22 protein-coding genes and 1 tRNA gene are annotated in these 25,573 nt (G+C 56.0%); 14 read left to right on the top strand and 9 right to left on the bottom strand.

Features of this window, described 5'->3' with window-relative positions:
• From DS906_RS00965 to DS906_RS00955, 3 genes are all read right to left on the bottom strand, one after another.
• Positions 1–500 (bottom strand): phage integrase SAM-like domain-containing protein (locus DS906_RS00965; RefSeq protein ID WP_147235129.1); only part of this gene is annotated, 500 nt, incomplete at its 3' end.
• Between the two features lie 104 nt (positions 501–604).
• Positions 605–681: transfer RNA gene (locus DS906_RS00960), tRNA-Pro, on the bottom strand.
• Between the two features lie 94 nt (positions 682–775).
• The gene (locus DS906_RS00955; protein WP_113788390.1) at positions 776–1,891 is read right to left on the bottom strand and encodes a class I SAM-dependent RNA methyltransferase; all 1,116 of its coding nucleotides are present in this window, start codon (positions 1,889–1,891) and stop codon (positions 776–778) included.
• 288 nt (positions 1,892–2,179) lie between these two features.
• Between DS906_RS00955 and DS906_RS00950 the strand changes: the two genes are divergently transcribed.
• The 6 genes from DS906_RS00950 to nqrF are packed head-to-tail and all read left to right on the top strand — an operon-like array spanning position 2,180 to position 8,040.
• Positions 2,180–3,523, top strand: coding sequence for a Na(+)-translocating NADH-quinone reductase subunit A (locus DS906_RS00950; RefSeq protein WP_113788389.1), 1,344 nt, complete (start codon positions 2,180–2,182; stop codon positions 3,521–3,523).
• Positions 3,524–3,528: 5 nt separating this feature from the next.
• Positions 3,529–4,737 (top strand): NADH:ubiquinone reductase (Na(+)-transporting) subunit B, encoded by a 1,209-nt coding sequence (locus tag DS906_RS00945; RefSeq protein WP_113788388.1) that lies wholly within the window; start codon positions 3,529–3,531, stop codon positions 4,735–4,737.
• On the top strand, positions 4,730–5,545 hold the full coding sequence (locus DS906_RS00940) for a Na(+)-translocating NADH-quinone reductase subunit C (RefSeq protein ID WP_113788387.1): 816 nt from the start codon (positions 4,730–4,732) through the stop codon (positions 5,543–5,545). Before DS906_RS00945 ends, DS906_RS00940 begins: the two co-directional genes overlap by 8 nt.
• Positions 5,545–6,198, top strand: coding sequence for an NADH:ubiquinone reductase (Na(+)-transporting) subunit D (locus DS906_RS00935; RefSeq protein WP_113788386.1), 654 nt, complete (start codon positions 5,545–5,547; stop codon positions 6,196–6,198). The genes DS906_RS00940 and DS906_RS00935 overlap by 1 nt, the downstream gene beginning before the upstream one ends.
• On the top strand, positions 6,198–6,806 hold the full coding sequence (nqrE, locus tag DS906_RS00930; RefSeq protein ID WP_058272100.1) for an NADH:ubiquinone reductase (Na(+)-transporting) subunit E: 609 nt from the start codon (positions 6,198–6,200) through the stop codon (positions 6,804–6,806). The genes DS906_RS00935 and nqrE overlap by 1 nt, the downstream gene beginning before the upstream one ends.
• A 10-nt stretch (positions 6,807–6,816) precedes the next feature.
• The gene (gene nqrF, locus DS906_RS00925; protein WP_113788385.1) at positions 6,817–8,040 is read left to right on the top strand and encodes an NADH:ubiquinone reductase (Na(+)-transporting) subunit F; all 1,224 of its coding nucleotides are present in this window, start codon (positions 6,817–6,819) and stop codon (positions 8,038–8,040) included.
• 43 nt (positions 8,041–8,083) lie between these two features.
• On the opposite strand, the gene tviB is transcribed toward nqrF, so the two are convergent.
• From tviB to DS906_RS00910, 3 genes are all read right to left on the bottom strand, one after another.
• Positions 8,084–9,367, bottom strand: coding sequence for a Vi polysaccharide biosynthesis UDP-N-acetylglucosamine C-6 dehydrogenase TviB (gene tviB, locus DS906_RS00920; protein WP_113788384.1), 1,284 nt, complete (start codon positions 9,365–9,367; stop codon positions 8,084–8,086).
• Between the two features lie 13 nt (positions 9,368–9,380).
• Positions 9,381–10,394 carry an NAD-dependent epimerase/dehydratase family protein gene (locus DS906_RS00915; protein ID WP_113788383.1) on the bottom strand — a complete coding sequence of 338 codons (1,014 nt, stop codon included), beginning with the start codon at positions 10,392–10,394 and terminating at the stop codon, positions 9,381–9,383.
• Positions 10,395–10,478: 84 nt separating this feature from the next.
• Positions 10,479–11,003, bottom strand: a complete 525-nt coding sequence (locus tag DS906_RS00910) for a CBS domain-containing protein (RefSeq protein WP_058277144.1) — start codon at positions 11,001–11,003, stop codon at positions 10,479–10,481.
• A gap of 374 nt (positions 11,004–11,377) precedes the next feature.
• Between DS906_RS00910 and DS906_RS00900 the strand changes: the two genes are divergently transcribed.
• The 6 genes from DS906_RS00900 to DS906_RS00875 all read left to right on the top strand — a co-directional run bounded on the left by DS906_RS00900 (position 11,378) and on the right by DS906_RS00875 (position 18,499).
• Positions 11,378–12,403, top strand: coding sequence for an FAD:protein FMN transferase (locus DS906_RS00900; protein ID WP_113788382.1), 1,026 nt, complete (start codon positions 11,378–11,380; stop codon positions 12,401–12,403).
• A 15-nt stretch (positions 12,404–12,418) separates the two neighbouring features.
• Complete coding sequence (gene nqrM / locus DS906_RS00895; RefSeq protein WP_058277146.1) at positions 12,419–12,655, top strand: (Na+)-NQR maturation NqrM; 237 nt, start codon at positions 12,419–12,421, stop codon at positions 12,653–12,655.
• A gap of 75 nt (positions 12,656–12,730) precedes the next feature.
• Positions 12,731–14,404: a sulfatase-like hydrolase/transferase gene (locus DS906_RS00890; protein ID WP_113788403.1), complete on the top strand. Its 1,674-nt coding sequence runs from the start codon at positions 12,731–12,733 to the stop codon at positions 14,402–14,404.
• A 103-nt stretch (positions 14,405–14,507) separates the two neighbouring features.
• On the top strand, positions 14,508–16,025 hold the full coding sequence (gene gpmI, locus DS906_RS00885; RefSeq protein ID WP_113788381.1) for a 2,3-bisphosphoglycerate-independent phosphoglycerate mutase: 1,518 nt from the start codon (positions 14,508–14,510) through the stop codon (positions 16,023–16,025).
• Positions 16,022–17,152: a murein hydrolase activator EnvC gene (locus DS906_RS00880; protein ID WP_113788380.1), complete on the top strand. Its 1,131-nt coding sequence runs from the start codon at positions 16,022–16,024 to the stop codon at positions 17,150–17,152. The genes gpmI and DS906_RS00880 overlap by 4 nt, the downstream gene beginning before the upstream one ends.
• Before the next feature lie 6 nt (positions 17,153–17,158).
• Positions 17,159–18,499: a S41 family peptidase gene (locus tag DS906_RS00875; RefSeq protein ID WP_113788379.1), complete on the top strand. Its 1,341-nt coding sequence runs from the start codon at positions 17,159–17,161 to the stop codon at positions 18,497–18,499.
• Between the two features lie 48 nt (positions 18,500–18,547).
• On the opposite strand, the gene DS906_RS00870 is transcribed toward DS906_RS00875, so the two are convergent.
• From DS906_RS00870 to DS906_RS00860, 3 genes are all read right to left on the bottom strand, one after another.
• A complete protein-coding gene (locus DS906_RS00870; protein WP_113788378.1) occupies positions 18,548–20,074 on the bottom strand; it encodes an MFS transporter in 1,527 nt (508 codons plus the stop codon).
• Positions 20,075–20,164: 90 nt separating this feature from the next.
• A complete protein-coding gene (locus tag DS906_RS00865) occupies positions 20,165–20,524 on the bottom strand; it encodes a hypothetical protein (protein WP_113788377.1) in 360 nt (119 codons plus the stop codon).
• 11 nt (positions 20,525–20,535) lie between these two features.
• On the bottom strand, positions 20,536–21,297 hold the full coding sequence (locus DS906_RS00860; RefSeq protein ID WP_113788376.1) for a DUF6478 family protein: 762 nt from the start codon (positions 21,295–21,297) through the stop codon (positions 20,536–20,538).
• A 245-nt stretch (positions 21,298–21,542) separates the two neighbouring features.
• Between DS906_RS00860 and DS906_RS00855 the strand changes: the two genes are divergently transcribed.
• Complete coding sequence (locus tag DS906_RS00855) at positions 21,543–24,641, top strand: ABC transporter transmembrane domain-containing protein (RefSeq protein ID WP_113788375.1); 3,099 nt, start codon at positions 21,543–21,545, stop codon at positions 24,639–24,641.
• Positions 24,634–25,530, top strand: coding sequence for a CPBP family intramembrane glutamic endopeptidase (locus DS906_RS00850; protein ID WP_113788374.1), 897 nt, complete (start codon positions 24,634–24,636; stop codon positions 25,528–25,530). The genes DS906_RS00855 and DS906_RS00850 overlap by 8 nt, the downstream gene beginning before the upstream one ends.
• The last annotated feature ends 43 nt before the right edge of the window (positions 25,531–25,573 follow it).

Here is a 25,573-nt window from a genome sequence, read left to right as displayed (position 1 = left end):
TAAGCGCTGACGTCAGACATGCGAAGGGTCTGCAAATCCTTTTCGATCGTGCCATTGGATAATGTCCCGTTGGTCTCCTTGTGATCATGTTTCTCCCAGCGCTGAACGTTGCGAGCCCAGTCTTTGTAATCGTCCACATATTCCTGAGAAAAATCTTCCCAAAGGACGTCGCCCAAAAACTCTTTGAGACGGGCTACTTTTGATTGCATCGGCACTACGGTACCTTCGGCTTTCTCTTTCTGAATATGCAAAAAGTACCGATCAATGACGTAGCCAATTGACACATGCTTTGGTGGTCGAGTGTCCCCTGATAAAATCAGTTCCGCAAGCTGTCGCTTTGCTTCGGTATCATTTCGGGTTTTTGTCGATCTACGCTTCGGTCTCCCATCGTCGCCCGTCCACACGATCTCCCAGATTTGGTTTTCGGGGCGTTTACGTAGTCGAAATTCTGGTTGATGAGCGAGGGTAACGCTTTCTGGATCAAGCTGCGAATATGACATTTTCTCAGACCTCTGTCGGTGTTCCGTGCCATGGTGGCACGAAGAGCTTCGTTAAAAGGAGGTCATGGCAAAACGGCAAGATTATGATCTTGAACGCTTTTTGTTGGTCGGAGTGAGAGGATTCGAACCTCCGACCCCTGCCTCCCGAAGACAGTGCTCTACCAGGCTGAGCTACACTCCGACCGTGGCGCGAGATTTATACTCGCATTTTTGGATGTGCAAGGGGGTTTCCGTGTCGTTTGTGCGAATTGCCTTCGTCGTTTCCGAACATCGGATCAGGTCAGCACACCGGTTCGATACAGTCGGATTTTGGTGCCGCCGTGGTCCACAATTGGCCCCGGGGGCAAAAGCGGCAGACGGGTTGATCGGGCCAGGCCCGCGTTGCTGGTCACGATGCCGACACGCCAGCCCTTGAACTTGGTTTGCAGTACCTTGCCCAGGCTGCCGTAAACAGATCGCAGGCGTTTTTCATCCCCGATCCGGGCACCATAGGGTGGATTGACAATGACAAGACCCGCAGCATCCGACGGGGGGTTTATGTCGCTAACCGAGCGCGTCTGAAACACGGTGAGATCGGCAACCCCGGCGCGGTCAGCATTTTTGGTTGAGGCCTCAATCGCTCCGCTATTGCGGTCTGAGCCATGAAAAACCGCGTCCGGTTTGGCCAAAGGTTGTTGCTGGCGCATCGAGGACCAGACGTTGGGGTCAAAACTTGGCAGATTTTCAAAGGCAAAGCTGCGGGAACGGCCGGGGCGCAGCCCCAGCGCGATTTCGGCCGCTTCAATAACAAAGGTGCCAGAGCCGCACATCGGGTCCAGAACTGGCTCGGACCCATCAAATCCGCACTCTCGGAGGAACATCGCCGCCATCGTTTCGCGCATCGGCGCTTTGGCGACAGCCGATTTGTGGCCTCGCTTGTGCAAAGGCTCGCCGGAACTGTCGATCGAAAAGGTGCACAGGTCCTTTTCGATGCGCAGCAAGACGCGCACGGCCGCATCAGATGAAACAGGCGCACCCAGAGTTTCTGAAATCGCCACTTCGATACGTTGCCGGGCGGCCCCTGCATGATAGATTCGGGATTTGCGACTTGTCGCTTCGACTTTGACCGGCACATCGGGACGCAAAAAATCGGCCCAGGGAAATTTTCGAGCCCGTTTATCCAGTTGTGCCAAATGAACTGCGGGAAACCCGCCCAATCGCACCAGAACTTTGTTCGCGCCGCGCAGACACAGGTTCGCGCGCCAGACTTCAGGCCAGCCTCCGCGACAGGTGACGCCGCCGGGTCCGGACTTTGCATCTGCGAATCCCTGCTCGACTGCTTCGGCATGCAGCGGGGCTTCGAGGCCGGGCGTTGCCACCAGAAAAATCTCAAAATCGTTGTTTCGTTCCATCCCGGGTGCTTACACTGGAAGCGTTGCAGGTGCGATATGCAATTTCAACAGGCCCAAAATGCTGCCCTTCAAGTTAAATTGACAAAATTTCGGCAATTTAGGCGGCAACGGGTTTGCCTTTGGCACCATCCCCGCGTAAAGGGACCGTGATCAAAACGAAGCTTGGAATGAAAACAGGTGCCATGCGCCTTTTTTGCTCTCAGGCTCCCACATGCAGATCGTTTTGTGCCACTATGCTGTGGTGGGAACGATGTGTTGCAGGAAAGAGGCTTGGAAGACAGTAGCGACATGCAAACTTTCAAACTGAAAAAAGGGTTGGAGCTGCCGGTGCAAGGCGCGCCAGAGCAGACGATCCAACCGGGTCCTGAATTCAGGTCTGTCGGGGTTTTGGGGGCTGATTATCTGGGCCTGAAACCGCGCATGCTGGTTCAAGAGGGTGAAGAAGTTCAGCGGGGCACACCGTTGTTTTGCCACAAGGACGTGCCCGAGGCGATGATGGTCGCCCCGCTCAGCGGCAAGATCGTGGCCATCAACCGTGGTGCGCGTCGGGTGTTGCAGAGCGTCGTGATCGAAGTCTCGAACGTCAATGACACAGGGCTGGATTTTTCGGCAGTGGGCAACGCCGATACCGCCGAAGGCGTGACCGAACGTCTATGTGCGGCTGGCTTGTGGACAGCTTTCCGCACGCGGCCCTATTCCAAGATGCCCGCACCGGGTACCAAGCCCACGGCAATTTTCGTGACAGCGATGGATAGTGAGCCTCTGGCCGCTGATGCCGCGATCATTATCCAGGATGCAGGTGACGCCTTTGCTGTCGGCCTGAGCGCAGTTGCCAAGCTGACCGAGGGCAAGACGTATCTGTGCCAAAATGAGGGTGCAGCCCTACCGGGCGCCGACGTTCCGGGTGTTGAAGCCGCAGCATTTTCCGGACCGCACCCAGCAGGTCTGGCTGGAACACACATCCACTTCCTTGAGCCGCTGGGCGGCGAAAAGCAGGTTTGGACAATCGGCTATCAGGATGTCATCGCGATTGGCCGTCTGATGCAAACGGGCCATCTGAATCCGAACATCGTTGTTGCCCTTTCAGGCCCCGGCGCGCGTCAACCCCGCCTGATCCGCACTGTCATGGGGGCATCGACCGATGATCTGACCCGCGACGAAATCAATGTGGACGGGACTGCCCGCGTAATCTCGGGCTCGATCCTGTCGGGCCGTCATGCTGAGGGGCCGCAAGCCTATCTGGGACGTTTTGCGCGGCAGATCAGCATCATCCGCGAAGATCATGATCAGCATACGCTGGGTTGGATTCTTCCGATGCCGTCGAAGTATGCGGTTCAGCCGGTTCTGGGTTCGGCTTTTGCCAAGAAACTGTATGCATTCACGTCGAATCTGAATGGTGGACGTCGTGCGATGGTTCCGACCGGTACGTTCGAACAGTTGATGCCGCAGGACTATTTGCCGACGCAACTGCTGCGCGCATTGCTGGTGATGGACACGGATTCCGCACAGGCGCTGGGTGCGCTCGAGTTGGACGAAGAGGATTTGGGCCTTGTAGGCTTTGCCTGTCCGGCGAAATATGAATATGGGCTGGCGCTGCGCGACTGCCTTACAAAGATTGAAAAGGAGGGCTGATCCGAATGGGTTTGCGCAACTTCTTTGACCGGATCGAGCCGAACTTTACCAAAGGCGGCAGGTACGAGAAGTATTTCCCCATCTATGAGATGGTCGAAAGCTTCATCTACACTCCGAAAACCGTAACCTCCGTTGCACCCCATGCGCGGTCCTACGTGGATATGAAGCGGATCATGACCTATGTCGTGATCGCCACGATCCCCTGTATCCTGTGGGGAATGTACAATACCGGCTTTCAGGCAAATTCGGCCATTGTCGCGCTTGGACCCGATTCAGCCACCGGCTGGCGGATCGCCATCCTGCAGATGTTCGGCATCTCGCTGAACCCTGCCAGCATCTTTGCCAATGTGATGCACGGGATGATGTATTTCCTGCCGATTTACATCGTCACTCTGGTTGCGGGCGGTATCTTCGAGGTCATCTTTGCGACTGTTCGCGGCCATGAGGTGAACGAAGGTTTTCTTGTAACCTCAATGCTTTACACGCTGATCATGCCCGCATCCACACCGCTTTGGCAGGTTGCGTTGGGCATCATCTTCGGTGTGGTTATCGGCAAAGAGGTCTTTGGTGGCACAGGCAAGAACTTCCTGAACCCAGCGCTTGTCGGTCGTGCATTCCTGTACTTTGCCTATCCGGCGAACATGTCGGGTGACACGGTCTGGACTCCGGTTGATGGCTTTTCAGGCGCGACGGCGCTGTCGGTATCCGCCTCGGAAGGATATCAGGCGTTGGCCACCGAGGGGCTGACATGGTGGAATGCGTTTCTGGGTCAGATGCAGGGCAGCTTTGGTGAGACATCAACGCTGGCCTGTATGATCGGCCTGGCATTCCTGCTGACGACCCGCATCGCCAATTTCCGACTGATTGTCGGCTGTCTGGCTGGGACCATAGGTCTGACGCTGCTGTTCAACCTCATTGGGTCGGATACCAACCCGATGTTCGCGATGCCATGGTACTGGCACGTCGTCGTCGGCGGTTACGCTTTCGGTCTGGCCTTCATGGTGACCGAACCTGTTTCAGCCAGCCATACCAACATGGGCCGTTATATCTACGGTGCTCTGATCGGTATCATGGTTGTGTTGATCCGTGTGGTGAACCCCGCTTTCCCCGAAGGCATGATGCTGGCAATCCTGTTCGGTAACGTCTTTGCACCGCTGATCGACTACTTCGTCGTTCAGGCAAACATCAAACGGAGGGCGCGTCGCCATGTCTGATACGCAATCCCCAGAACCCAAGGGCGCGATTGCCAAGTTTCTGGCGGCCTCGCCAGACTCGGTCGGTAAAACGATCTTTATCGCCGTTGCCGTCTGTCTGGTGGCCTCGATGGTTGTATCCGCCGCAGCCGTTAGCCTGCGCCCGGTCCAGGAAGCCAACGCGCTGAAGGACAAGCAGATCAACGTTCTGCAGGTTGCTGGTGTTTATGAACCCGGCACCGACGTGTCTGAGGCGTTCGCCGCATTCGAGCCGCACGTTGTTGAACTTTCGACGGGTGAGTTCGTCGACGACCGGTTCGATCCCGCAACATTCGACGATCTGGCTGCCGCAAGCGATCCAGAGCTGAGTGTCGCGCTGGACGATGACCCGGCTGGTATCGGTCGCAAGGCGTTGTACCGTGTTGTCTACCTGCTGCGCGACGAATCCGGCGGGTTGGACAAGGTGATCCTGCCGCTGCACGGTTATGGTCTGTGGTCGACGCTCTATGGCTTTATCGCGCTGGAAAACAACGGCAACGACATCTACGGTCTGCAATTCTACCAGCACGGTGAAACCCCCGGTCTTGGCGCCGAGGTGGACAATCCGCGTTGGAAAGCGTTGTGGAGCGGCAAGAAGCTGCGGGACGATGCCGGTGATCTGCAGATCACAGTATCCAAGTTGCAACCCGCCGCAGGCCCCGACTTCTACGTAGATGCGCTGGCCGGTGCCACGCTGACTTCGGTTGGTGTTGATAACCTGGTGAAATTCTGGATGGGTGATGCGGGCTTCGCTCCGTTCCTGGCCAAACTGCAAGCAGGAGAGTTCTGATGTCCCAGACCAAGAGAGAGATGCTGATCGACCCGCTTGTCGACAACAACCCGATTACGCTGCAGGTGCTGGGTATCTGTTCGGCGCTGGCGGTAACCTCTTCGCTGCAGGTGTCCTTCGTGATGGCGCTGGCGGTTACCTTCGTGACCTCGTTCTCGTCCTTTTTCATCTCATGCCTGCGCAATCAGATCCCGGGCTCGATCCGGATCATCGTGCAGATGGTGATCATCGCCTCGCTGGTGATCCTCGTGGATCAAGTTCTCAAGGCTTACGCCTTCGAGATCTCGAAAACCCTGTCGGTTTTCGTTGGCCTGATCATCACCAACTGTATCGTGATGGGCCGCGCCGAAGCGTTTGCGATGAAGAACCCGCCCGTCGCGTCCTTCATTGACGGGCTCGGCAACGGAATGGGCTACGGTCTGATCCTGCTGCTGGTCGGTTTCATTCGTGAGCTGTTCGGCAATGGATCACTGTTCGGCGTCACCATTCTGGAGACCGTGAACAATGGTGGCTGGTACGTGCCCAACGGCATGCTGCTGTTGCCGCCGTCCGCGTTCTTTATCATCGGTCTAATCATCTGGGCCTTCCGCACATGGAAGCCGAACCAGGTCGAAGAACGTGAATACAAAATTCAGCAGGTAGAGGCCCACTGATGGAAGGTCTGATTTCACTGGCCGTAAAGGCCATCTTTGTTGAAAACCTCGCGCTCAGCTTCTTCCTCGGGATGTGTACATTCATCGCCGTGTCCAAGAAGATTTCGACCGCGCTGGGTCTGGGCATCTCGGTCATGGTCGTTCAGGCGATCACCGTTCCCACGAACAACCTGCTGCTCAGCTATCTGCTGAAGCCCGGCGCGTTGGCCTGGGCGGGTTTCCCTGATGTGGACCTGACCTTCCTTGGTCTGATCTCCTATATTGGTGTGATCGCGGCGATGGTGCAGATCCTTGAGATGGTTCTGGATAAGTATTTCCCGCCGCTTTACAACGCGCTTGGGATCTTCCTGCCGCTAATCACAGTGAACTGCGCCATTCTGGGTGGATCGCTGTTCATGGTCGAGCGTGACTATAACTTTGCCGAAGCAGCCACTTACGGTGTATCTTCGGGCTTTGGCTGGGCACTGGCGATCACCGCGATGGCGGGCGTTCGTGAAAAGCTGAAATACTCTGATATTCCGGATGGCTTGCAGGGTCTTGGCATCACCTTCATCACCGCGGGACTGATGGCGATGGCCTTCATGTCTTTCTCGGGCGTGAAGCTGTAAGGAGGGACGAATGGAAACTTTTAGCCTGGGCGTCGTCCTTTTCACCCTGATCGTTGTCGCTTTGGTGGCCCTCATCATGGCCGCCCGTTCGAGACTGGTATCGACCGGCGATGTGAACATCACAATCAACGGCGAAAAAACCATTTCTGTGCCCGCAGGAGGCAAATTGCTGCAGACTCTGGCGGCTGAAAAGCTGTTTGTGCCATCTGCTTGCGGCGGTGGTGGCACCTGTGCGCAGTGCCGCGTGCGTGTGCATTCCGGTGGTGGTTCAATTTTGCCGACGGAAGAAAGCCATATCACCAAGCGCGAAGCCTCTTGCGGCGACCGCCTGTCCTGTCAGGTTGCGGTCAAGCAGGACATGAACATCGAAGTTCCTGAAGAAGTCTTTGGTGTCAAGAAATGGGAATGCACGGTTCGCTCGAACGAAAACGTGGCAACCTTCATCAAAGCGCTGACGCTGGATCTGCCCGAGGGCGAGGATGTGAACTTCCGCGCTGGCGGATACATCCAAATCGAAGCCCCTGCGCATGCGTTGAAGTACACTGATTTCGACGTGGAAGAGGAATACCGCGAAGATTGGGACCGCTTCAATCTGTGGCAGTATGAATCGATTGTGAACGAACCGATCGAGCGCGCGTATTCAATGGCCAACTACCCGGACGAAAAAGGCATGATCATGCTGAACGTCCGCGTTGCCTCGCCACCTCCGGGTTCCGAGGGTATTCCAGCCGGTCAGATGTCGTCGTACATCTTCAACCTGAAACCGGGTGATAAGGTCACCATCTCGGGCCCGTTTGGTGAATTTTTTGCCCGCGATACCCAGAAAGAGATGGTCTTTATCGGCGGCGGCGCCGGTATGGCGCCCATGCGCAGCCACATCTTCGACCAGCTCAAGCGTCTGGAAAATCGCGACCGTAAAATTAGCTTCTGGTACGGCGCACGGTCCAAGAAAGAGATGTTCTTTGTTGAGGATTTCGACACTCTGGCCGGGGAATTCGACAACTTCGAATGGCACGTGGCCCTGTCGGATGCGCAGCCAGAGGACGATTGGAAAGGCTACACCGGCTTTATCCACAATGTTCTGTTCGAAGAATATCTCAAGAACCACCCCGCGCCTGAGGACTGTGAGTTCTATATGTGTGGCCCGCCAATCATGAACCAGTCGGTCATCAACATGCTGCTGGATATGGGCGTGGACCGCGAAGACATTATGCTCGACGATTTCGGCGGGTAAGAATCAAAGAACCGGCGCTTATAGCGCCGGTTTTCTTTTGGGCTCAAAGACGAAGGTCGCTGGCCTCTATCGGTAGGACCGACTTGACGTCGAAGACCACACTTGTGTCTTTTCCGTACGCTCTGATTTGCGCGGGTTTGACATCCAGAAATTCCCGATGTGCGACGGCTAAAACGACGCCGTCATAGGCGCGTTCCTTGGGGGCGGCAACAAGGGAAATGCCATACTCGACCTGTGCTTCGGAGGCATCGGCGTGCGGGTCATGCACATCGACCTCAATACCGTAATCCTTCAGTTCGTCTATGATGTCGACGACCCTGGTGTTGCGCAGATCGGGACAGTTTTCCTTGAATGTCAGCCCCATGACCAGCACACGCGCCGATCCGACGTCAATCCCGACGCGGGTCATCCGCTTTACCAGTTGCGACACAACATAGCCGCCCATGCTGTCGTTCAGGCGTCGCCCGGCCAGAATGATCTGTGGATGATGGCCGACCGCCTCTGCCTTATGTGTCAGGTAATAGGGGTCGACGCCGATGCAGTGTCCGCCGACCAGGCCAGGACGGAAGGGCAAAAAATTCCACTTGGTGCCAGCTGCGCGCAGAACGGCATCGGTATCAATGCCCAGGCGTCCAAAAATCATCGCCAATTCATTGACCAGCGCGATGTTCAGGTCGCGTTGTGTGTTCTCGATAACTTTCGCGGCTTCGGCTACGCGGATGCTTTCCGCTTTGTGCGTACCTGCCGCGATAATCCGGCCATAAAGCGCGTCTACCAGATCGGAAACTTCGGGTGTCGAGCCCGAGGTCACTTTGCATATGTCAGAAATCCGATGAGCCTTGTCACCGGGATTGATCCGCTCTGGGCTGTATCCAGCAAAGAAATCCGTGTTGAATGTAAGTCCTGAAACCCGCTCGAGGACCGGCACACAGTCTTCCTCGGTTGCGCCGGGATAGACCGTGGACTCGTAAACCACCAAGTCACCCTTCTTCAAAACACGTCCGACCGTCTCGGACGCACGCAGCAAGGGCGACAAATCCGGTTGTTTGCCCGCCGTGATTGGCGTTGGAACCGTCACGATAAAGGTATCACATCCCGCCAGATCGGAAGGTTCCGAAGTAAAGGTCAAACCTGTCGCGGCGGTCAGATCTTTAGGTTCAACTTCCTGAGTGTTGTCACGCCCCTCGCGCAACGCGTCAATGCGTTTGGCATTGATATCAAACCCAACTACCGGGCCTACCCCGGCAAACGCCACAGCCAGTGGCAGGCCGACATATCCCAAGCCGATGACGGCAATTTTACGGGAATTGGGGTTTGTTTCGAACATTCGGGAAATCAGCTCATTTTCCGTGATAATCGCGGAACCATTCCACGAACTGGGCAATCCCGACTTTGAAATCGGTTTGTGGACGATACCCGGTTAACCGCTGCAACAGATCGGTATCGGCCCAAGTGGCCGGGACATCGCCCATCTGTATGGGCATATAGTTTCTGATTGCTTTCTTGCCGACAGCTTCTTCGATCGCCTCGACGAAATCCAACAGACGCACTTTGTCGCCATTTCCGATATTGACCACGCGCCAGGGCGCTACGGGCGAAAGGCTGTCGCCTTCTTCGATGTCATCTTTGCTGTCGGGGCGCACGGGCGGACTGTCGATCAACAGCCGGATTCCGCGGACAAGATCATCCACATTGGTAAAATCGCGATACATGTCGCCATGATTGTAGATATCGATCGGACGGTCATCCAGAATGGCATCCACAAACTTGTACAGCGCCAGGTCGGGCCGCCCCCAAGTGCCATAGACGGTAAAAAACCGAAACATCGTTGTGGGCAGGTTCCAAAGATGCGCGTAGGAATGACCCATGGCTTCGTTGGCTTTTTTGGTAGCTGAATAGATGGTCAGAGGCGTGTCGGCCTTTTCGACCTCGGTGAAGGGCATCACCTCATTTGCGCCATAGACCGACGAGGTGGACGCCATCAACAGGTGTTCAACCTTATGTTCGCGGGCAACCTCCATCACGTTGAATGTGCCCACAATATTCGAGTCGATATAGCTGCGCGGATCCTCCAGGCTGTAACGCACGCCCGCCTGACCGGCGAGGTGCACAATCACATCAGGCTGAAACTCATCACCAACCTGTTTGAGCTTTTCGTGATTTTCCAACAAATCCTCGGTGACGGAAAACCCAGGGTTTTGCAGCAGCATCTGATGCCGGCGGTTTTTTAGTGCGACATCATAGTAATCGGTCATCCCGTCATAGCCGTGCACCCGGTACCCTTCCGAAAGCAACAGTTTTGCAAGATGGAACCCGATGAATCCCGCTGTACCTGTTACCAGAACGCGCTTCATTTTACCCTCGACCTATAACCGAACCAATTTTGGCATCAAGGATACTGTCAGTCAGCCAAGGTCAAGGGATTTCTGCCGGAAGGATCAGCCTACGATCATTTGTTTCATACGTAACGCTTCATACTCTAGCTCTTTCAGCCGGAAATGAACAACGTCACCGATTGTGACGACGCCGCGCAGTTTGCCGTCGCCAACAACGGGCATGTGGCGAAAACGTCCTTCGGTCATGGTTTTTAGGACATCATTTAACAGATCGTCTGGTGAACATGTCTTGACCTCGCGCGTCATCAGATCCTCGACGGATTGTGGCAAGGTCTGGCCGGGCGTGTCAGCCATGCGTCGGACGATGTCGCGTTCGGACAGAATACCCTGAAGGGTGCCGTTCTGGTCAGTCACGACCACGGCACCAATCCGCTTTTCACTGAGGGTATTCACGACCGAATGGATCGTGTCATTTGGGCGCACCGCAAATACAGCATCTCCTTTACCCGCAAGCAATTTTGCCACCGTCGTCTGCGAGTGCGAAAGATTGGATTCAACCGATTGGCTGTGCGTGCTTGTATCGGTCTTGTCGCCGCGGGTAGGGGGCTGATATGAGGTTGGGGCCATTGGCAATCTCCTCTTATTTTTGAGATGGCTTCGCTTACACCTTACCGCAGCAATGCGGTCTGTATAGGGTGCAAATGCCCAAACCGGGGAAAACTGCCGCTAAACAAGGATATCCCGCCTGTTGTCTGACCTGTACCTTACCCCACCCGTCGCAGTGCTGATTTTTTTTGCTGTGGTCGTGTGCGGGCATAACTTTAGAATGGCCTGGAAACAGCAGGCGGTTGGTTGGCAAAAGAAAGCCTGGTTGTTCGGTGTGCCTGCCGGCATCGGGCTGCTTATGTTGGGCTTCCTGCCGCTAAAGCTGTGAAGTCGGTTTGACTCTGCAGGGGGCCGCTGGCATATGCCGGGCACGGTTTTCCTCTGGAGGTCTCTCGATGCGCCTTTTGCCTGTTCTGGCTGTTGCAACACTTGTTTCCGGATGTCTCTTTGACAAAGAACCCGAGGTTGTACGCCTGTCCGGTGAGACCATGGGTACCACATTCAACATCACCGCTATCGGCACGGATGTGGATGAGACTGCATTGGGCTCTGCCGTCGAAGAGACGCTGGCAGACGTGAACGCCAAGATGTCCAACTGGGACCCCAACTCAGAGGTTTCGACATTTTCGGCGTCGTCCAGCACGGAACCCACCGAGGTTTCCGAAGAATTTGCGTTGGTTTTAGGTGCAGCGAATGACGTGCACGATAAATCGGGCGGCACGTTCGACGTAACGCTTGCCCCGCTGATCGAACTGTGGGGCTTTGGTCCGCGCAAGCCAGAAGATCCGGTGCCAACAGATGCCGAGATTCGGGCGGCGTTGGAAAGCGTTGGCCAGGAACGCCTGCTGACGTTGGACAGCGACAACGGAACATTGGCCAAATCAGATGCTGGCGTGGGCATCAACCTGTCAGCAATCGCCAAAGGATATGGCATCGACGCGGTGGCTGCGACGCTGCGCGACGCTGGGATCAAAAACTATATGGTCGAGATCGGCGGTGATTTGGTTACCATGGGCCAGAACGACAAGGGTGAGGCCTGGAGGATCGGTATCGAAAAGCCCGAAGCAGGGGCCCAAAACCTGCAGTTGGTAGTTCAGTTGGACGACCTCGGTATGGCCACGTCGGGCGACTACAAGAATTTCTTTGAACAGGACGGCGTGCGGTATTCGCATATCATCGACCCAACAACAGGTCGTCCGATCACGCATCGCACGACCTCGGTCACAGTTCTGGCCGAAAATGCGATGATGGCGGATGCCTGGGCGACGGCAATGCTGGCGCTGGGTCAGGAAAAGGGCCTGGAACTTGCCGAAGAACATAAACTTGCCGTGTATTTCATCTCGCGGGATGTGACAGGCGGCGATGATGCCTATATTACGGTCCACAGCACTGCGTTCAAAGACGCACTGGGCACCAACTGACAGGTAGGAACCGGGATGAGCACCTTTATCATAGCCTTTTTTCTGCTTTTGATCATCGTGGTCGGCATGTCGCTGGGTGTCATGCTGATGGGCAAGACGATCAAAGGTAGCTGTGGTGGTCTGAATGCGATTTCAGGCGCGGACAAGTGCGTGGTCTGCCAAAAGGATGTCGACCCGGACTCGCCTCTGCGCGATCAATTGCAGTGCAAACGTGCCAAAAAGATGCTTGAGCAGATGGAGCGTCAGGCCTAAACGCAGTTTGCGCTTCGCTATAGTGATGGGAATAGCTAAATAGACCCCTGAGGCATCTTGGGGGAGGGCGCGGGTTTGGCCAAAGCCAAAAACATCCTGTTTATCATGTTCGATCAGCTGCGCTGGGATTACCTCAGCAGTTACGGGCATCCGCATTTGCACACCCCCAACATTGACCGGCTGGCATCCAAGGGTGTGCGCTTTGACCGGGCCTATATCCAGTCCCCGATTTGCGGCAGCTCGCGCATGTCGACATATACCGGTCGCTATGTGCATTCACATGGTGCCTCATGGAATGGCATTCCGCTGAAGGTCGGTGAGGTCACGATGGGGGATCACTTGCGCAAGGCCGGGATGAACTGCTGGCTGGTCGGAAAAACCCATATGCGCGCAGATGCGGAAGGCATGGAGCGGTTGGGGCTTGAGCCCGACAGCCTGATCGGCGCGCGCGTCGCGGAATGCGGGTTCGACGTGTTTGAACGCGACGACGGCATGCTGCCCGAAGGGCCCGACGGATTTTATGATCCGGATGGCGCACAGGAATACAACAAGCATCTGACTGCAAAAGGGTATGAGAGTGACAACCCCTGGCACGACTTTGCCAATTCGGGGCTGGATGAGGACGGCAATGTCCTGTCCGGCTGGTTTTTGAAGAACTCAACCGAGGCGGCCAACATAGCGGAAGAGGACAGCGAAACCCCTTATCTGACCGGACGTGGCATCGAATTCATGGAGACCCATGATGGCCCGTGGTGCTGCCATCTGAGCTTTATCAAGCCGCATTGGCCATACATCGTGCCGGAACCTTATGCCTCGATGTACGGGCCGGAACATGTTCTGCAGGTGGTGCGCTCCGACGCGGAACGTCAGAATGCGCATCCGGTGCTCAAGGCATTCATGGCTACTAAAGTCGGGCAAGCTTTCTCGCGGCGGGATGTACGTGATGCGGTGATCCCGGCCTATATGGGGCTGATCAAACAGGCCGATGACCAGATGGGTCGACTGTTTGACTGGATGGAGAAAACCGGCCGGATGGAGGACACGATGATCGTGCTGACATCCGATCACGGCGATTTTCTGGGCGATCACTGGATGGGAGAGAAAACGTTTTTTCAGGACGCCTCAACCAAGGTGCCACTGATCATCTATGACCCGTCACCCGAAGCAGGCGGAACGCGTGGCACCGTCAGCGATGCACTGGTCGAATCCATCGACCTTGCTCCGACGTTTGTGGATGTGGCGGGCGGTGAGATCGCAGGGCATATCCTTGAGGGGCACTCCTTGCTTCCGATCCTGCATGGGCAGCAGAAAGAAACACCCCGCGATGTGGTGATTTGTGAGTACGATTATTCTGCATCACCAATTGCAGACATGCTGAATGCCTCTGTCCGGGACGCAGTCATGTTCATGGCAGCCAACAAAAAATGGAAGCTGATACACTGCGAAGGCGGCCATCGGCCTATCCTGTTTGATCTGGAAAATGACCCTAACGAGCTTGTCGATCTGGGGAACAGTGCCGATCACGCCGATATTATTGCCAAAATGTACGACCACCTGTTCGTTTGGACACGCCGCCAATCGCAGCGCACGACCCGGTCGGAACAACAGCTGATTGAGATGCGGAGCAAAAGCCGGGGCAGGGGGATCGTGGTCGGGGTCTATGATGAAAACGATGCGCCGCTGGACCTGACCGTCAAGTATCGCGGTCGCACGGCGCGTCCGTATACGGATTTGATAAACAAGGGTTGAGCGGACCAAGTATAAAATCTGCACAACCGCGCACAAAATAAGGTTCAATTGCCCGAGGGCAGGCGATACAAGACCGACCAGAGCAGAAATCCGGAGAGCCGCAATGACCGCCCCCAAACCCGTCGTCCTGTGCATTCTTGATGGTTGGGGTCTGTCTGAAGACACGCGGTCTAACGCGCCATTTCTTGCAGATACTCCGACCTTTGATGCGATCATGACCAATAGGCCGCACGCGACCATAATTACGCATGGCCCGGATGCAGGCTTGCCCAGCGGCCAGATGGGCAATTCCGAGGTTGGCCACACCAATATTGGCGCGGGCCGTGTTGTTGCGATGGATCTGGGGCAGATCGACCTGGCAATTGAAGACGGCAGCTTTTTCGACAATGCCGCATTGCAGACCTTCATCGCAAAGGTGAAGGCAGCAGGTGGAACGGCGCACCTGATGGGTTTGGTCTCGGACGGCGGTGTCCACGGCCATTTGAACCACATCGTCGCGGCTGCAAAGGCTATTACTCATGCAGGCGTTCCGGTGGCGTTGCACGCCATGACGGACGGGCGCGACGTCGCTCCGAAATCGGCATTTACCTACCTGTCGGAGCTTGAAGATCGTTTGCCCGACGGGGCGCGTATCGTCACGGTCTGCGGTCGGTATTTTGCAATGGATCGGGACAATCGTTGGGAACGCGTCAGCGAGGCTTATGATGCGATGGTCAAAGGCCAGGGTCGGGCAGCCACAACCGCGCATGGCGCTGTGGACCACGCATATAACCAGTCTGAAACCGATGAATTCATCGCTCCCACTGTTCTGGAAGGCTACGACGGCATTCAGGATGGTGACGGGGTTTTCTGCCTGAATTTCCGTGCGGACCGGGCGCGGGAAATCTTGCGTGCAATTGGCGAACCGGGCTTCGCCGAATTCGATACCGGCCCGCGCCCGCAGCTTTCCGCCCTGTTGGGAATGGTCGAGTATTCCGAGGGTCACAATGCCTATATGACATCCGCGTTCCCCAAGCGGAAGATCGTGAACACTTTGGGTGAGTGGGTTGCCAAGAGGGGGCTGCGTCAGTTCCGTCTGGCCGAGACCGAAAAATACCCCCATGTCACCTTCTTCCTCAATGGTGGTAAGGAATCGCCCGAGGAAGGCGAAGACCGGTTTATGCCGAAATCGCCCAAAGTGGCCACCTACGACCTGCAGCCCGAGATGTCTTCGGCCGAAGTGACGGCGAAGTTTGTCGAGGCGATCGAGGCGGACTATGACGTGATCATCACCAATTATGCCAACCCCGACATGGTTGGTCACACGGGCGATCTGCAAGCCGCAATCAAGGCATGTGAGGCCGTCGATCAGGGCTTGTCGCAGGTTGTCGCGACGCTGAACAAGGTTGGTGGTGCGATGATCGTCACTGCGGATCACGGCAATTGCGAGGTCATGGTTGACCCCGAAACCGGCGGGCCGCACACCGCGCATACTCTGAACCCGGTTCCCGTGGCGCTGGTCGGTGGACCAAAAGATGCATCACTGCGAAACGGCCGCCTTTCCGATCTGGCCCCGACGCTGCTGGACCTGATGGGTCTTGAGCAACCGCCCGAGATGACGGGGAAGAGCCTGCTGTCATGAGGATGCGCGCGCTTATCTTTGCGATATGTCTTACGTCGCCTGCCAGCGCGCAGAATGATCCGTCCACAGCGGCCTTGAATGCGGCGCGCATGCTGGAACAGGCTTCGATCAACCTGACCGAAGCGGATCGTGCCCGCGATCGCGTGCGCGCCCTAACCGAAACTATCCAGGCTTATGAGGCCGGGCTTTCGGCGATGCGTGACGGATTGCGCATGGCGGCGACACGCGAGGCACAGCTGACGGCAGAATTGCGGTCGCGGGAACAGGAGGTCGCGCAGCTGCTGGGTGTACTGCAGACTATTGAAACCACAGCACCACCCGTTCTGATGCTGCATCCGTCCGGGCCCCTTGGTTCCGCGCGGGCGGGCATGATGCTGTCCGAAGTCACTCCCGGTCTGAACGCGCGTGCGCAAGCACTGGCCCATGATCTGCAAGAGGTTCAGACCCTTCGAAAGCTGCAGCAAAGCGCTGCAGACACCCTGGTCGAAGGGTTAACCGGTGTGCAAAACGCGCGCACCAGCCTAAGTGAGGCCATCGCCGACCGCACGGATTTGCCGCGTCGCTTTGTCGAAGATCCGGTGCGCACCGCCATCCTGATCTCATCAACCGAGACGTTGGACGGGTTTGCCAGCGGATTGTCCGAAATTTCGGAAGGCGAAATTGCCGAAACGGACGCAGATGTCTCTGACCGCAAGGGGCGGATTGAATTGCCGATCCAAGGCGTTGTTTTGCACCGCGCGAATGAGACTGACGCGGCTGGTGTGACGCGCCCCGGTGTGGTTCTGGCCACCCGTCCGCGGGCGATTGTTACAGCGCCAACCGCGGCAACGATCCGGTACCGTGGACCCTTGCTTGAGCTTGGGAACGTCATGATCCTCGAGCCGCAACCGGGATTGTTGTTCGTGTTTGCAGGCCTTCAAGATGTTTACGGAGACATGGGCGAGGTGATCCCCGAAGGTACTCCGGTAGGTTTGATGCCGGGTGAATCGCCCGAAATCGGCGCAATTTTGTCAACAAGCAGTGATGGTACTGGAACTGACCGGTCAGAAACGCTCTATATAGAGGTAAGACAGAATAATAGCCCCGTGGACCCGGAATCATGGTTTCGGACCGACAAGGATGGATAAACGAGTATGAAGAAATTTCTGATGGCCGGTCTGGCCGGAACCGTGGCAGGTATAATCGCAACGACACAAATCGCCGGTCCTTTGCTGGCGCAAGAGGCTGACCGGAAGGCCAGCGTGTACGAGCAATTGGATCTGTTTGGCGATATTTTCGAACGTATCCGCGCCCAGTATGTCGAAGACGTCGAGCCGGAAGAGCTGATTGAGGCGGCCATTGACGGCATGCTCACGTCACTTGACCCGCATTCCAGTTACCTTTCGCCCGATGATGCCGAGCAGATGCGCGTGCAGACACGTGGCGAATTTGGCGGGTTGGGCATCGAGGTCACGCAAGAAGAAGGCTTTGTCAAAGTTGTCTCGCCGATCGACGACACCCCGGCAGATGAGGCGGGGATCGAAGCGGGTGATTTTATCACTCATGTCGATGGGGAAAGCATCCTTGGCCTGACATTGGACAAGGCCGTCGATCTGATGCGTGGCCCGGTCGGGTCAGAAATCGTGATCACCGTTGTCCGTGAGGGCGAGCAAGAGCCATTTGATATCACTATCATCCGCGACACCATCAAACTGACAGCCGTGCGTGCCCGGACCGAAGGCACCAGCGTAGTCCTACGCGTCACCACCTTCAACGATCAGACATTCCCGAACCTGCAAGAAGGCCTGAATGAGCAGATCGAAGAAGCCGGTGGGCTGGACAAGGTCAATGGTGTTGTCCTTGACCTGCGGAATAATCCCGGCGGGTTGCTGACCCAGGCGATCAAAGTTTCGGACGCATTCCTGAACGAAGGCGAGATCGTGTCCACGCGTGGTCGCGACCCAAGCGATGGTGAGCGGTTCAATGCAACGCTGGGTGATTTGGCCGAAGGCAAGCCGATCGTTGTACTGATCAATGGTGGTTCGGCATCAGCTTCGGAAATCGTAGCTGGCGCGTTGCAAGATCACCGTCGTGCGATCGTTGTCGGCACCAAGAGCTTTGGCAAAGGATCGGTGCAAACGGTCATGCCGCTGCGTGGCGATGGTGCAATGCGTCTGACGACTTCGCGCTACTACACGCCCTCGGGCCGGTCAATTCAGGCACTCGGCGTTAGCCCCGACATCATCGTTGAACAGCCGCGCCCGGCGCCGGATGCCGAGGAAGAGGAAGCCAACGCCCGCACGCGGTCCGAAGCTGACCTGCGCGGCAGCCTGAACAATGACAGCCTGAGCGAAGATGAAATCCGTCAAATCGAAGAAGATCGCGCCAAGGCCGAAGCCACGGCTGAATTGCGGGAAGAGGACTATCAGCTGGCCTATGCCATCGACATCCTCAAAGGTTTGTCGGCGTTCAATCCCAACGGACCGTCACAGTAAAACAAATAGGGTCGCCGATACCGGCGACCCTTTCTGCAAAGGGCGGGATCAGACCTCAACTTTGTGCAGTTTATCTTCGTCAAGCATCATCGCCAGAACAATACCTATCGAGACCGAGATGGCCGCGAAAACAAAGGCCATGTTCATACCTGCATCAAATGCGGCGCCGATAGCGAATTTGACCTTTTCAGCCTCTTCCGTGCTTAGCTTTTCCATAACAGCGCGGGCGGCACCGGTCGCAAGCGTTCCACCGTTGATCGCCTTTTGATCGGTTGCAGACATGTTGATCCCATCCGCAACCAGCTGTTTGCTGAGGCTGGACAGGCTGACGACATACATAATTGCGGTCGCGAAGGCGACGGATATGGCACCATATACCAGATGGGTCATAAAGCTCAGCCCGCCGACAAGGCCAGCGCGTTCAGGTTTGACGGCGCACAAGGCAGCAGTGCCTGACGGCCCAACCGTCAGTGTTGCGCCCAGCCCGATCATCGCCATGCCGGGCAAGATCTGGAAATAGCCCAACCCCGCCGGCAAGATGATAATGCTGAGAGCGCCAGTCGTTGCGATCAAATACCCCCAGAACAGCAGGCGCTTCGGCCCGAAATCATTATAAAGAGTACCCGAAACAATCGAGCCGACGGCCAGCAGGAGTGTCAGCGGGGCAAGCCCAATCGCGGATTCAAACACGGACCAACCAAGGACCTTTTGCATGTATTGAGGGAAGTATAGCAGCCCGACAAAGGCCGCCGACACGTTGAACATGTTCAGTCCCAGCGTGATCCGAAACTCGCGGTTCTGCATCATTTGCGGCAGTAAAAGCGGCTCTTTTACGCGCTTCTCGACCTGCGGGAAAAAGAAGAACAGCGCGGCGCTAACGAAAAACAACATCAGCAGCGGGACAGACGTCCAGCCCCAGTCCGCACCGATGTCCAGCCCGTAAAGCAGCAAAAGAACGGCAAACGAAAGAATACCTATTCCGGCGAAATCGATATGTTCGCCCTGTTTGTGTTGAGTTTCCCGCTCCATAAGAATCAGGGCCGTAACCATCGAAATGGTCGAAAACAACACGTTTGCAAGAAAGAACAAGCGCCAGTCGCCAAAGCTGACTGCGGCACCGCTGATGAGCGGACCAAAGACATTACCGCTGGTCACACCGGCAAGGATCATACCCATGATCATGGCGCGGTGTTCAGGACGCGAAACTTTGGTGGCACCAAAAGCAAGTGTGCAAGGCCAGACGCAACCTGAACCAATCCCCTGCAAAGCACGCGCGGCGATCAGGAAGTCGAGACTGGGAGAGACGAAGCACATGACGGACGCAAATAGAAAGATCGCCAGCCCGATGATCATCATCTTGCGATGCCCGAACATGTCCCCCATGCGCCCCCCGGCGACCATGGTCATGGCAAAAAACAAGGCGTAGATGTTCAGAACCCACTGGGTGCTGGTAATATCAGCGTCAAAGCTGTTTTCGATGGCCGGGACAAGAATAAGAGCGCCGGTAAAGTCGATACCGATCCCGAACCCTGTAACCATCAGAGCGATGACCTTGACGATACTGCTGCGGTCCATTTTCGCACCCGGGTTGCTTCGGATGACATTTATGATGCACGGATTCCGCCTGAAAGATAGACAAAGGCTTGGAAACGAAGAAAACCCGGATCAGTCCGAAGGTGCCTGGGACCGTCTAAACGCCCGTTTCAACAAGTCGAGTTCCGCCCGCAACGAAGCGATTTCGGTCCGCAAATCATCCGCGGTTGATGCGCCCGCAATGATTGTGAATTCACCGATCTTCTGTGATGTGTTTGCATCGGCTATTACAAAGCAATGAACCCCGTCGGCGATCGCGGTTGATGGCACCGGCACACTCAGTTCCCAACCACCATCGGTGGCGGTCATGAGCACACCCTCCAGCGCCTGGCCCATATAACGGACTTCGACGTGCGGTTCAGTGTCGGCCTGCAGGTACCCGCGCCAGATGCCGTTTTCAAACAGGGTTGGGGTTAAGGTTGGTTGTGTCATGGCCAATGCTCTCACATGTCGGCGCGGTGGTGGCGGCAAAGGGTCAGGTCCCGCAGAACTATGCTGTTCATAGCCGGATTGGTCAGAACCAGGTCCAGCCAAATCTTGTCTATACGCCGTTCATTCAGCGGCAAATTGGCAAGATCGAAGTCCAGAGCATTCGAATTTGCCGATAAGTCCAGAGACCGTGGAACGGAATCGGTGTTTGGACCGTGCTGGATGTTCAGTCGCGCAGTCACGTCCATCGGACGTTCTGTTTCAACCTGCGCATCAACCCGCATAAGGTGTTGCCGTGTCAAGCCTTGCACAGCCTCAGGCGGCAAATCCAACGACACAGACAGGAATGACCCTGAAAAACCGAACACTTCGATTCCAAGCCCAAAAGCGGCCAGATCCTTTTTGTCCATGTTTCGCGCCTGTCGCACACTGATCTCGGATAGAGCGCAGTCATGGAAAATCTTTACCTGTTGATCCAACTCGACCTTACGCGGGATTGAGGCGAGACCGGGCCGAGGCAAGGGACCCCGCCACAAATCAGGTCGCCAGCACCAGTCAGTACCAAGCGGTTTGGGGAATTGCTTTGATCCAATCAAGGGCAGCGTCAGTCTTTCGTTTGCTTCCTGCAGCAAACAATCCAATTGCGCACGCAGTTTGCGTGCCTCGTCGCGCTGTTGACGCAATTGAGGGTTCGTGGCCCCGGCCGCGTCTTGAACAGCTCGTTGCCAACGCGCAATAGTTTTGCGGTGTAGATATCGTTCGAGAAGTTTGCCCATGATCCCATCGTCTGAACTTGACCTTCTTTAGTCAAAGACAACGGCGAGGATAAGGCCGAATTGGTGAAATCCGCATAAAACTATCCGACACTAACGTGGTTGTGACTGGGCGGTTTTGGTTGTGTCTGCTAAGGCCCCCATCGCCGTTCTTGCAATCATCTGGGACTGTGCGTACCGTCCGGCACCTGATTGCTGTGGATTATCCGAAAAACCGCGTACTAAATTCTTTGAGGCAAGGCCGGGGCATGGAACCCACACTATTTTCGTTCATCTGGAAACACTCGAAAAAGCAGCAGCTTGTGCTGTTGTTTTTGACGGTATTGTCATTTCCGTTTCTCTACGCCTCGCTCGAGCTGCCAAAGCAGATCATCAACGACGCAATTGGTGCGCCCAACGATAGCGTTACGCTTTTTGGGTTCACCTTCACGCAGGTCCAATATCTGCTAATCCTCTGTTTTGCATTTTTGGCCACTGTAATCGCCAGCGGCTTGATGAAGATGCGCATCAACACGATGAAGGGCATATTGGCCGAGCGTATGCTGCGCCGGCTTCGGTTCACGCTGATTCACCGTGCGATGCGATTCCCGAAGTCGTATTTCGCCACCACCAGCCAGGGTGAACTTGTTTCAATGATCACCTCAGAGGCCGAACCGATGGGCGGCCTGATGGGTGATGCGATTGCCCAGCCGGTGTTTCAGTTCGGTCAGATGATGACCATTGTCACCTTTCTGTTCATGCAAAGCGTTTGGTTTGGCCTGGCCAGCATCGCGTTGATTCCGTTGCAGGCATGGCTGATCCCAAAACTGCAGCGCCAGATCAACCTGCTGAACAAGGAACGTATTCAGCAGGTCCGCCACCTCAGTTCGGAAATTGGCGAAAGCGCGGCGGGCATCAGCGATTTGCGGGCCAATGGTGGCTGGCGCTATCGGTTGGCACAGTTCAGCCATCGGTTGGGAACCTTGTTCGAGATCCGGTTCAAGATCTACAACAAGAAGTTCTTTATGAAGTTCCTCAACAATCTGATCACTCAGATGACGCCGTTCCTGTTCTATTCGGTCGGTGGCTATCTGGCGATCACGGGTGAGGTGACAGTGGGCGCGTTGGTCGCGGCGCTTGGGGCATACAAGGACCTCAGTGGGCCATGGAAAGACTTACTGACCTATTACAACCAGGTTCAGGATATGTCTTTGCGCTGGGAAATCGTGATTGAACGCTTTGCCCCGGACAACATGATCCCTGAAGAGCTGTTTGTGGGTGAGCCAGAATCCATTCCGCATCTCAGCGGCGATATCGAACTGCGCAATGTAACAGTGCGCGATGATGACGGGAAAACTATCCTTGAAGATATCGATCTGACCATCCCCAAGGGTGCCCGCGTTGCTATTCAATCCTCAAACGCCGCCGAGCGCGGCGCGTTGGCGCAACTGCTGACACGAGAGCTTTTGCCGATACAAGGCAGCGTCACAATTGCGGGTCATGATCTTCTAAAGCTCCATCAGACGGTAATTGCGGCGCGGATCGGCTATGCCTATTCGCGGCCCTATCTGTTTGACGGGACTTTGGGTGACAACCTCTTGATGCCGTTGCGAACCCATCCACAACACGAACGCGACGCTAAGAAGGCCCCTAGCCGGTGGCAGATCGAAGCGGTGCGGGCCGGGAACCCTCCGGATTCCCTGTTGGATGAATGGATCGATCCCGGCCTGGCAGGGCTGGAAGACATCGAGGATATCCGTAACTGGTGGTTCCAGCTGGTCGAGGCGATGGGCATCGACGAGTTCATGTTCCGACGGACATTACGTACCCAGTTCGATCCAGTGCAACATTCTGCCCTGGCGCGTGATATCGTAAATCTGCGCGATACGGTCGCGCAGAGGTTGGAAGAAAAAGACCTGGCGCGGTATGTCTATCGGTTCGAACCGGACCGCTTTAACCCGGCTGTTCCGCTGGGGGGCAACCTGCTGTTTGCCGCTCCGTCTCGCGATATCTCACCGGATATTCTGGCGGGCGATGATCGGTTCATGTGGATGCTGCGCCATCACGATCTGGACGACGACGCAATGAGCATTGCAAGCGCGGTGCTGGAAACACTGCTCCAGACGTTTGGGCGGGACGGGGCAGATCACCCGCTGTTCCTTCGTCTGGGTATGGCTAAGGAAATGTTCCACCGTCTGCTTGATATCGAGGATCGGCGCAAAGCCAAAGGGGATGATGCAATCAGCGAGGGCGAGCGTGCCTTGTTGCTGACCGTTCCGTTCCTGCTGACGGCGGAACAGATCGGACCTGATTTTCCGGACGAGTACAAAGATAAGATCTTGGCCATTCGGAGGGGGCAGGCGGAACAGCTGCGTGCCTCGATGGACGGGATGTTCGTTCCCGTCACGCCAGATGCATATATTGAACGCATGACTGTCATGGAAAATGCCCTGTTCGGGCGTGTTTCTTTGATGGCCGGGGCACACGCGGATGAAATCGAAGACGTCGTCGCCGAAGCGATGAACGAAGCTGGTCTGCGCCGCCGGGCAGCGGCCATTATCTATGACCTGCCCTCTGGTCTGGGCGGGAATAACCTGCCGACAGTGTTTCAGGAACGCGCGGCATTCTCGCGCGCTGGAATCAAGCGTCCTGATGTGTTGATCCTGGACAAAGCTCTGGCCAGCCATGATTCCGAGAGCAGGCTGAGGACTCGGCTGAAACTGCGGGAATTGTTGCCGGACTCCATCATGGTCTTCATGGAGGATTACTTTGCCCATCCCGAAGCCTATGATCTTTTTGTCGAGATCAAGGATGGTCGAATTGACGGCGTCTCGCGAACCCGTCCAGAAGAAGAGGCCAGCTCAACGGATGACCTGAGCCGCAAGCTCAAGATTATCTCGTCGACCGAGCTGTTTTCCGGGATTGACGGTCGTAACCAGCGCCTTCTGGCGTTTTCAGCGCAATGGTACGATGCCGCAGCCGGGCAGATCATCTTTTCCGAAGGGCAAACGCCAGATGCCGCTTACCTGTGTATTTCGGGCGAAGCCGACTTGATCTGGAATGAAGGGAACGGAACCGCGCGTACGATCTCGGTCATCGAGCCGGGGCGTCTGATCGGAGACTTGTCGATTATCACGGGCGAAATTAGGCAGTTTGATTTGGTTGCGGTCAAGAATTGTTCGTTCCTGCGCATTGGGGCCGAGGAATTGCGCGCGGTTATTGAAAGTGACGCAGGTGTTGCAATGCAGCTGCTGCAAACGGTTGCCGGCTATCTGACTACGATTTCCCAAAGGCTGAACGCCGCCAATGCAACCTCATTGATCTTCGATGATGACGAGCCGAACCGGGATACGGCCGACAATGCCTGACGCCCGCCCCGGCAGATACACAGCGCATGAACGACTGGTTGCACCTTCGCGCGCACGGCCAGAGCTGTGGCGCCTGCTGGTCGGGCTGACCATTGTTGGCGTGGTTGGCATCCTGCTGAACTTTCTACTCTTTGGATTGGTTGCGGGCCTTGGGTCCGTAGAGTGGGCTCAAGACTTGCTGACTGGCGCATCCCCGATTGCACTTTTGGTGCTACTGGCAAGCTTTGGCTTCATCACATTGGGCGTGTCCATCGCCGCAAAACGCCTACAGCATCGAACCTTTAGCTCAATCTGTGGCCCATGGCGCGAGGGCATTAGGCAATTCTGGAGTGTTTTTAAGGCATTGCTGATCGTTGGGGTCGTCGTGGCCATCTTGCCGCCATATGGCATGGGCGCAACGCTGACGCAGAATTTGGCACTGTCGACCTGGCTGTTGTTTCTGCCTTTCTCGCTTTTGGCAGTGCTGATTCAGACAAGCGCTGAAGAGGTGCTTTTTCGGGGATACATTCAGCAAAGTCTGGCAGCGCGATTCCGATCACCGGTTATTTGGTTGGGCGTACCGTCGATTTTGTTCGCGGCAGGTCACTATGCCCCCGGCGCAGCCGGAGACAACGCGCTATTGGTTGCTGTGTGGTCCGGTATGTTTGGACTGATGGCGGCGGATCTGACGGCACGGTCAGGGACGTTGGGGCCTGCTATCGCATTGCATCTGTTCAATAATATGGTCGCGCTGCTGTTTGTTTCCTTACCCGATGGCTTAAGTGGTCTGGCATTGTATCTGCTTCCTTACGACATGTCGGATACCGGGGCGCTGCGGCAATGGCTGTATGTGGATTTTGCTGTGATGATCGTCAGTTGGCTAACAGCGCGGGTTGCGCTCAGGCGTTGATTGCATTTCTTTCCGTTGCGTCTTATTTGACGTCAAAGCCGCA

The sequence above is a fragment of the Ruegeria sp. A3M17 genome, assembly GCF_003318255.1.
Taxonomy (GTDB): domain Bacteria; phylum Pseudomonadota; class Alphaproteobacteria; order Rhodobacterales; family Rhodobacteraceae; genus Ruegeria.
The sequence above is the reverse complement of the archived record's forward strand: the minus strand, read 5'-3'. Positions and strand labels throughout refer to the sequence as shown.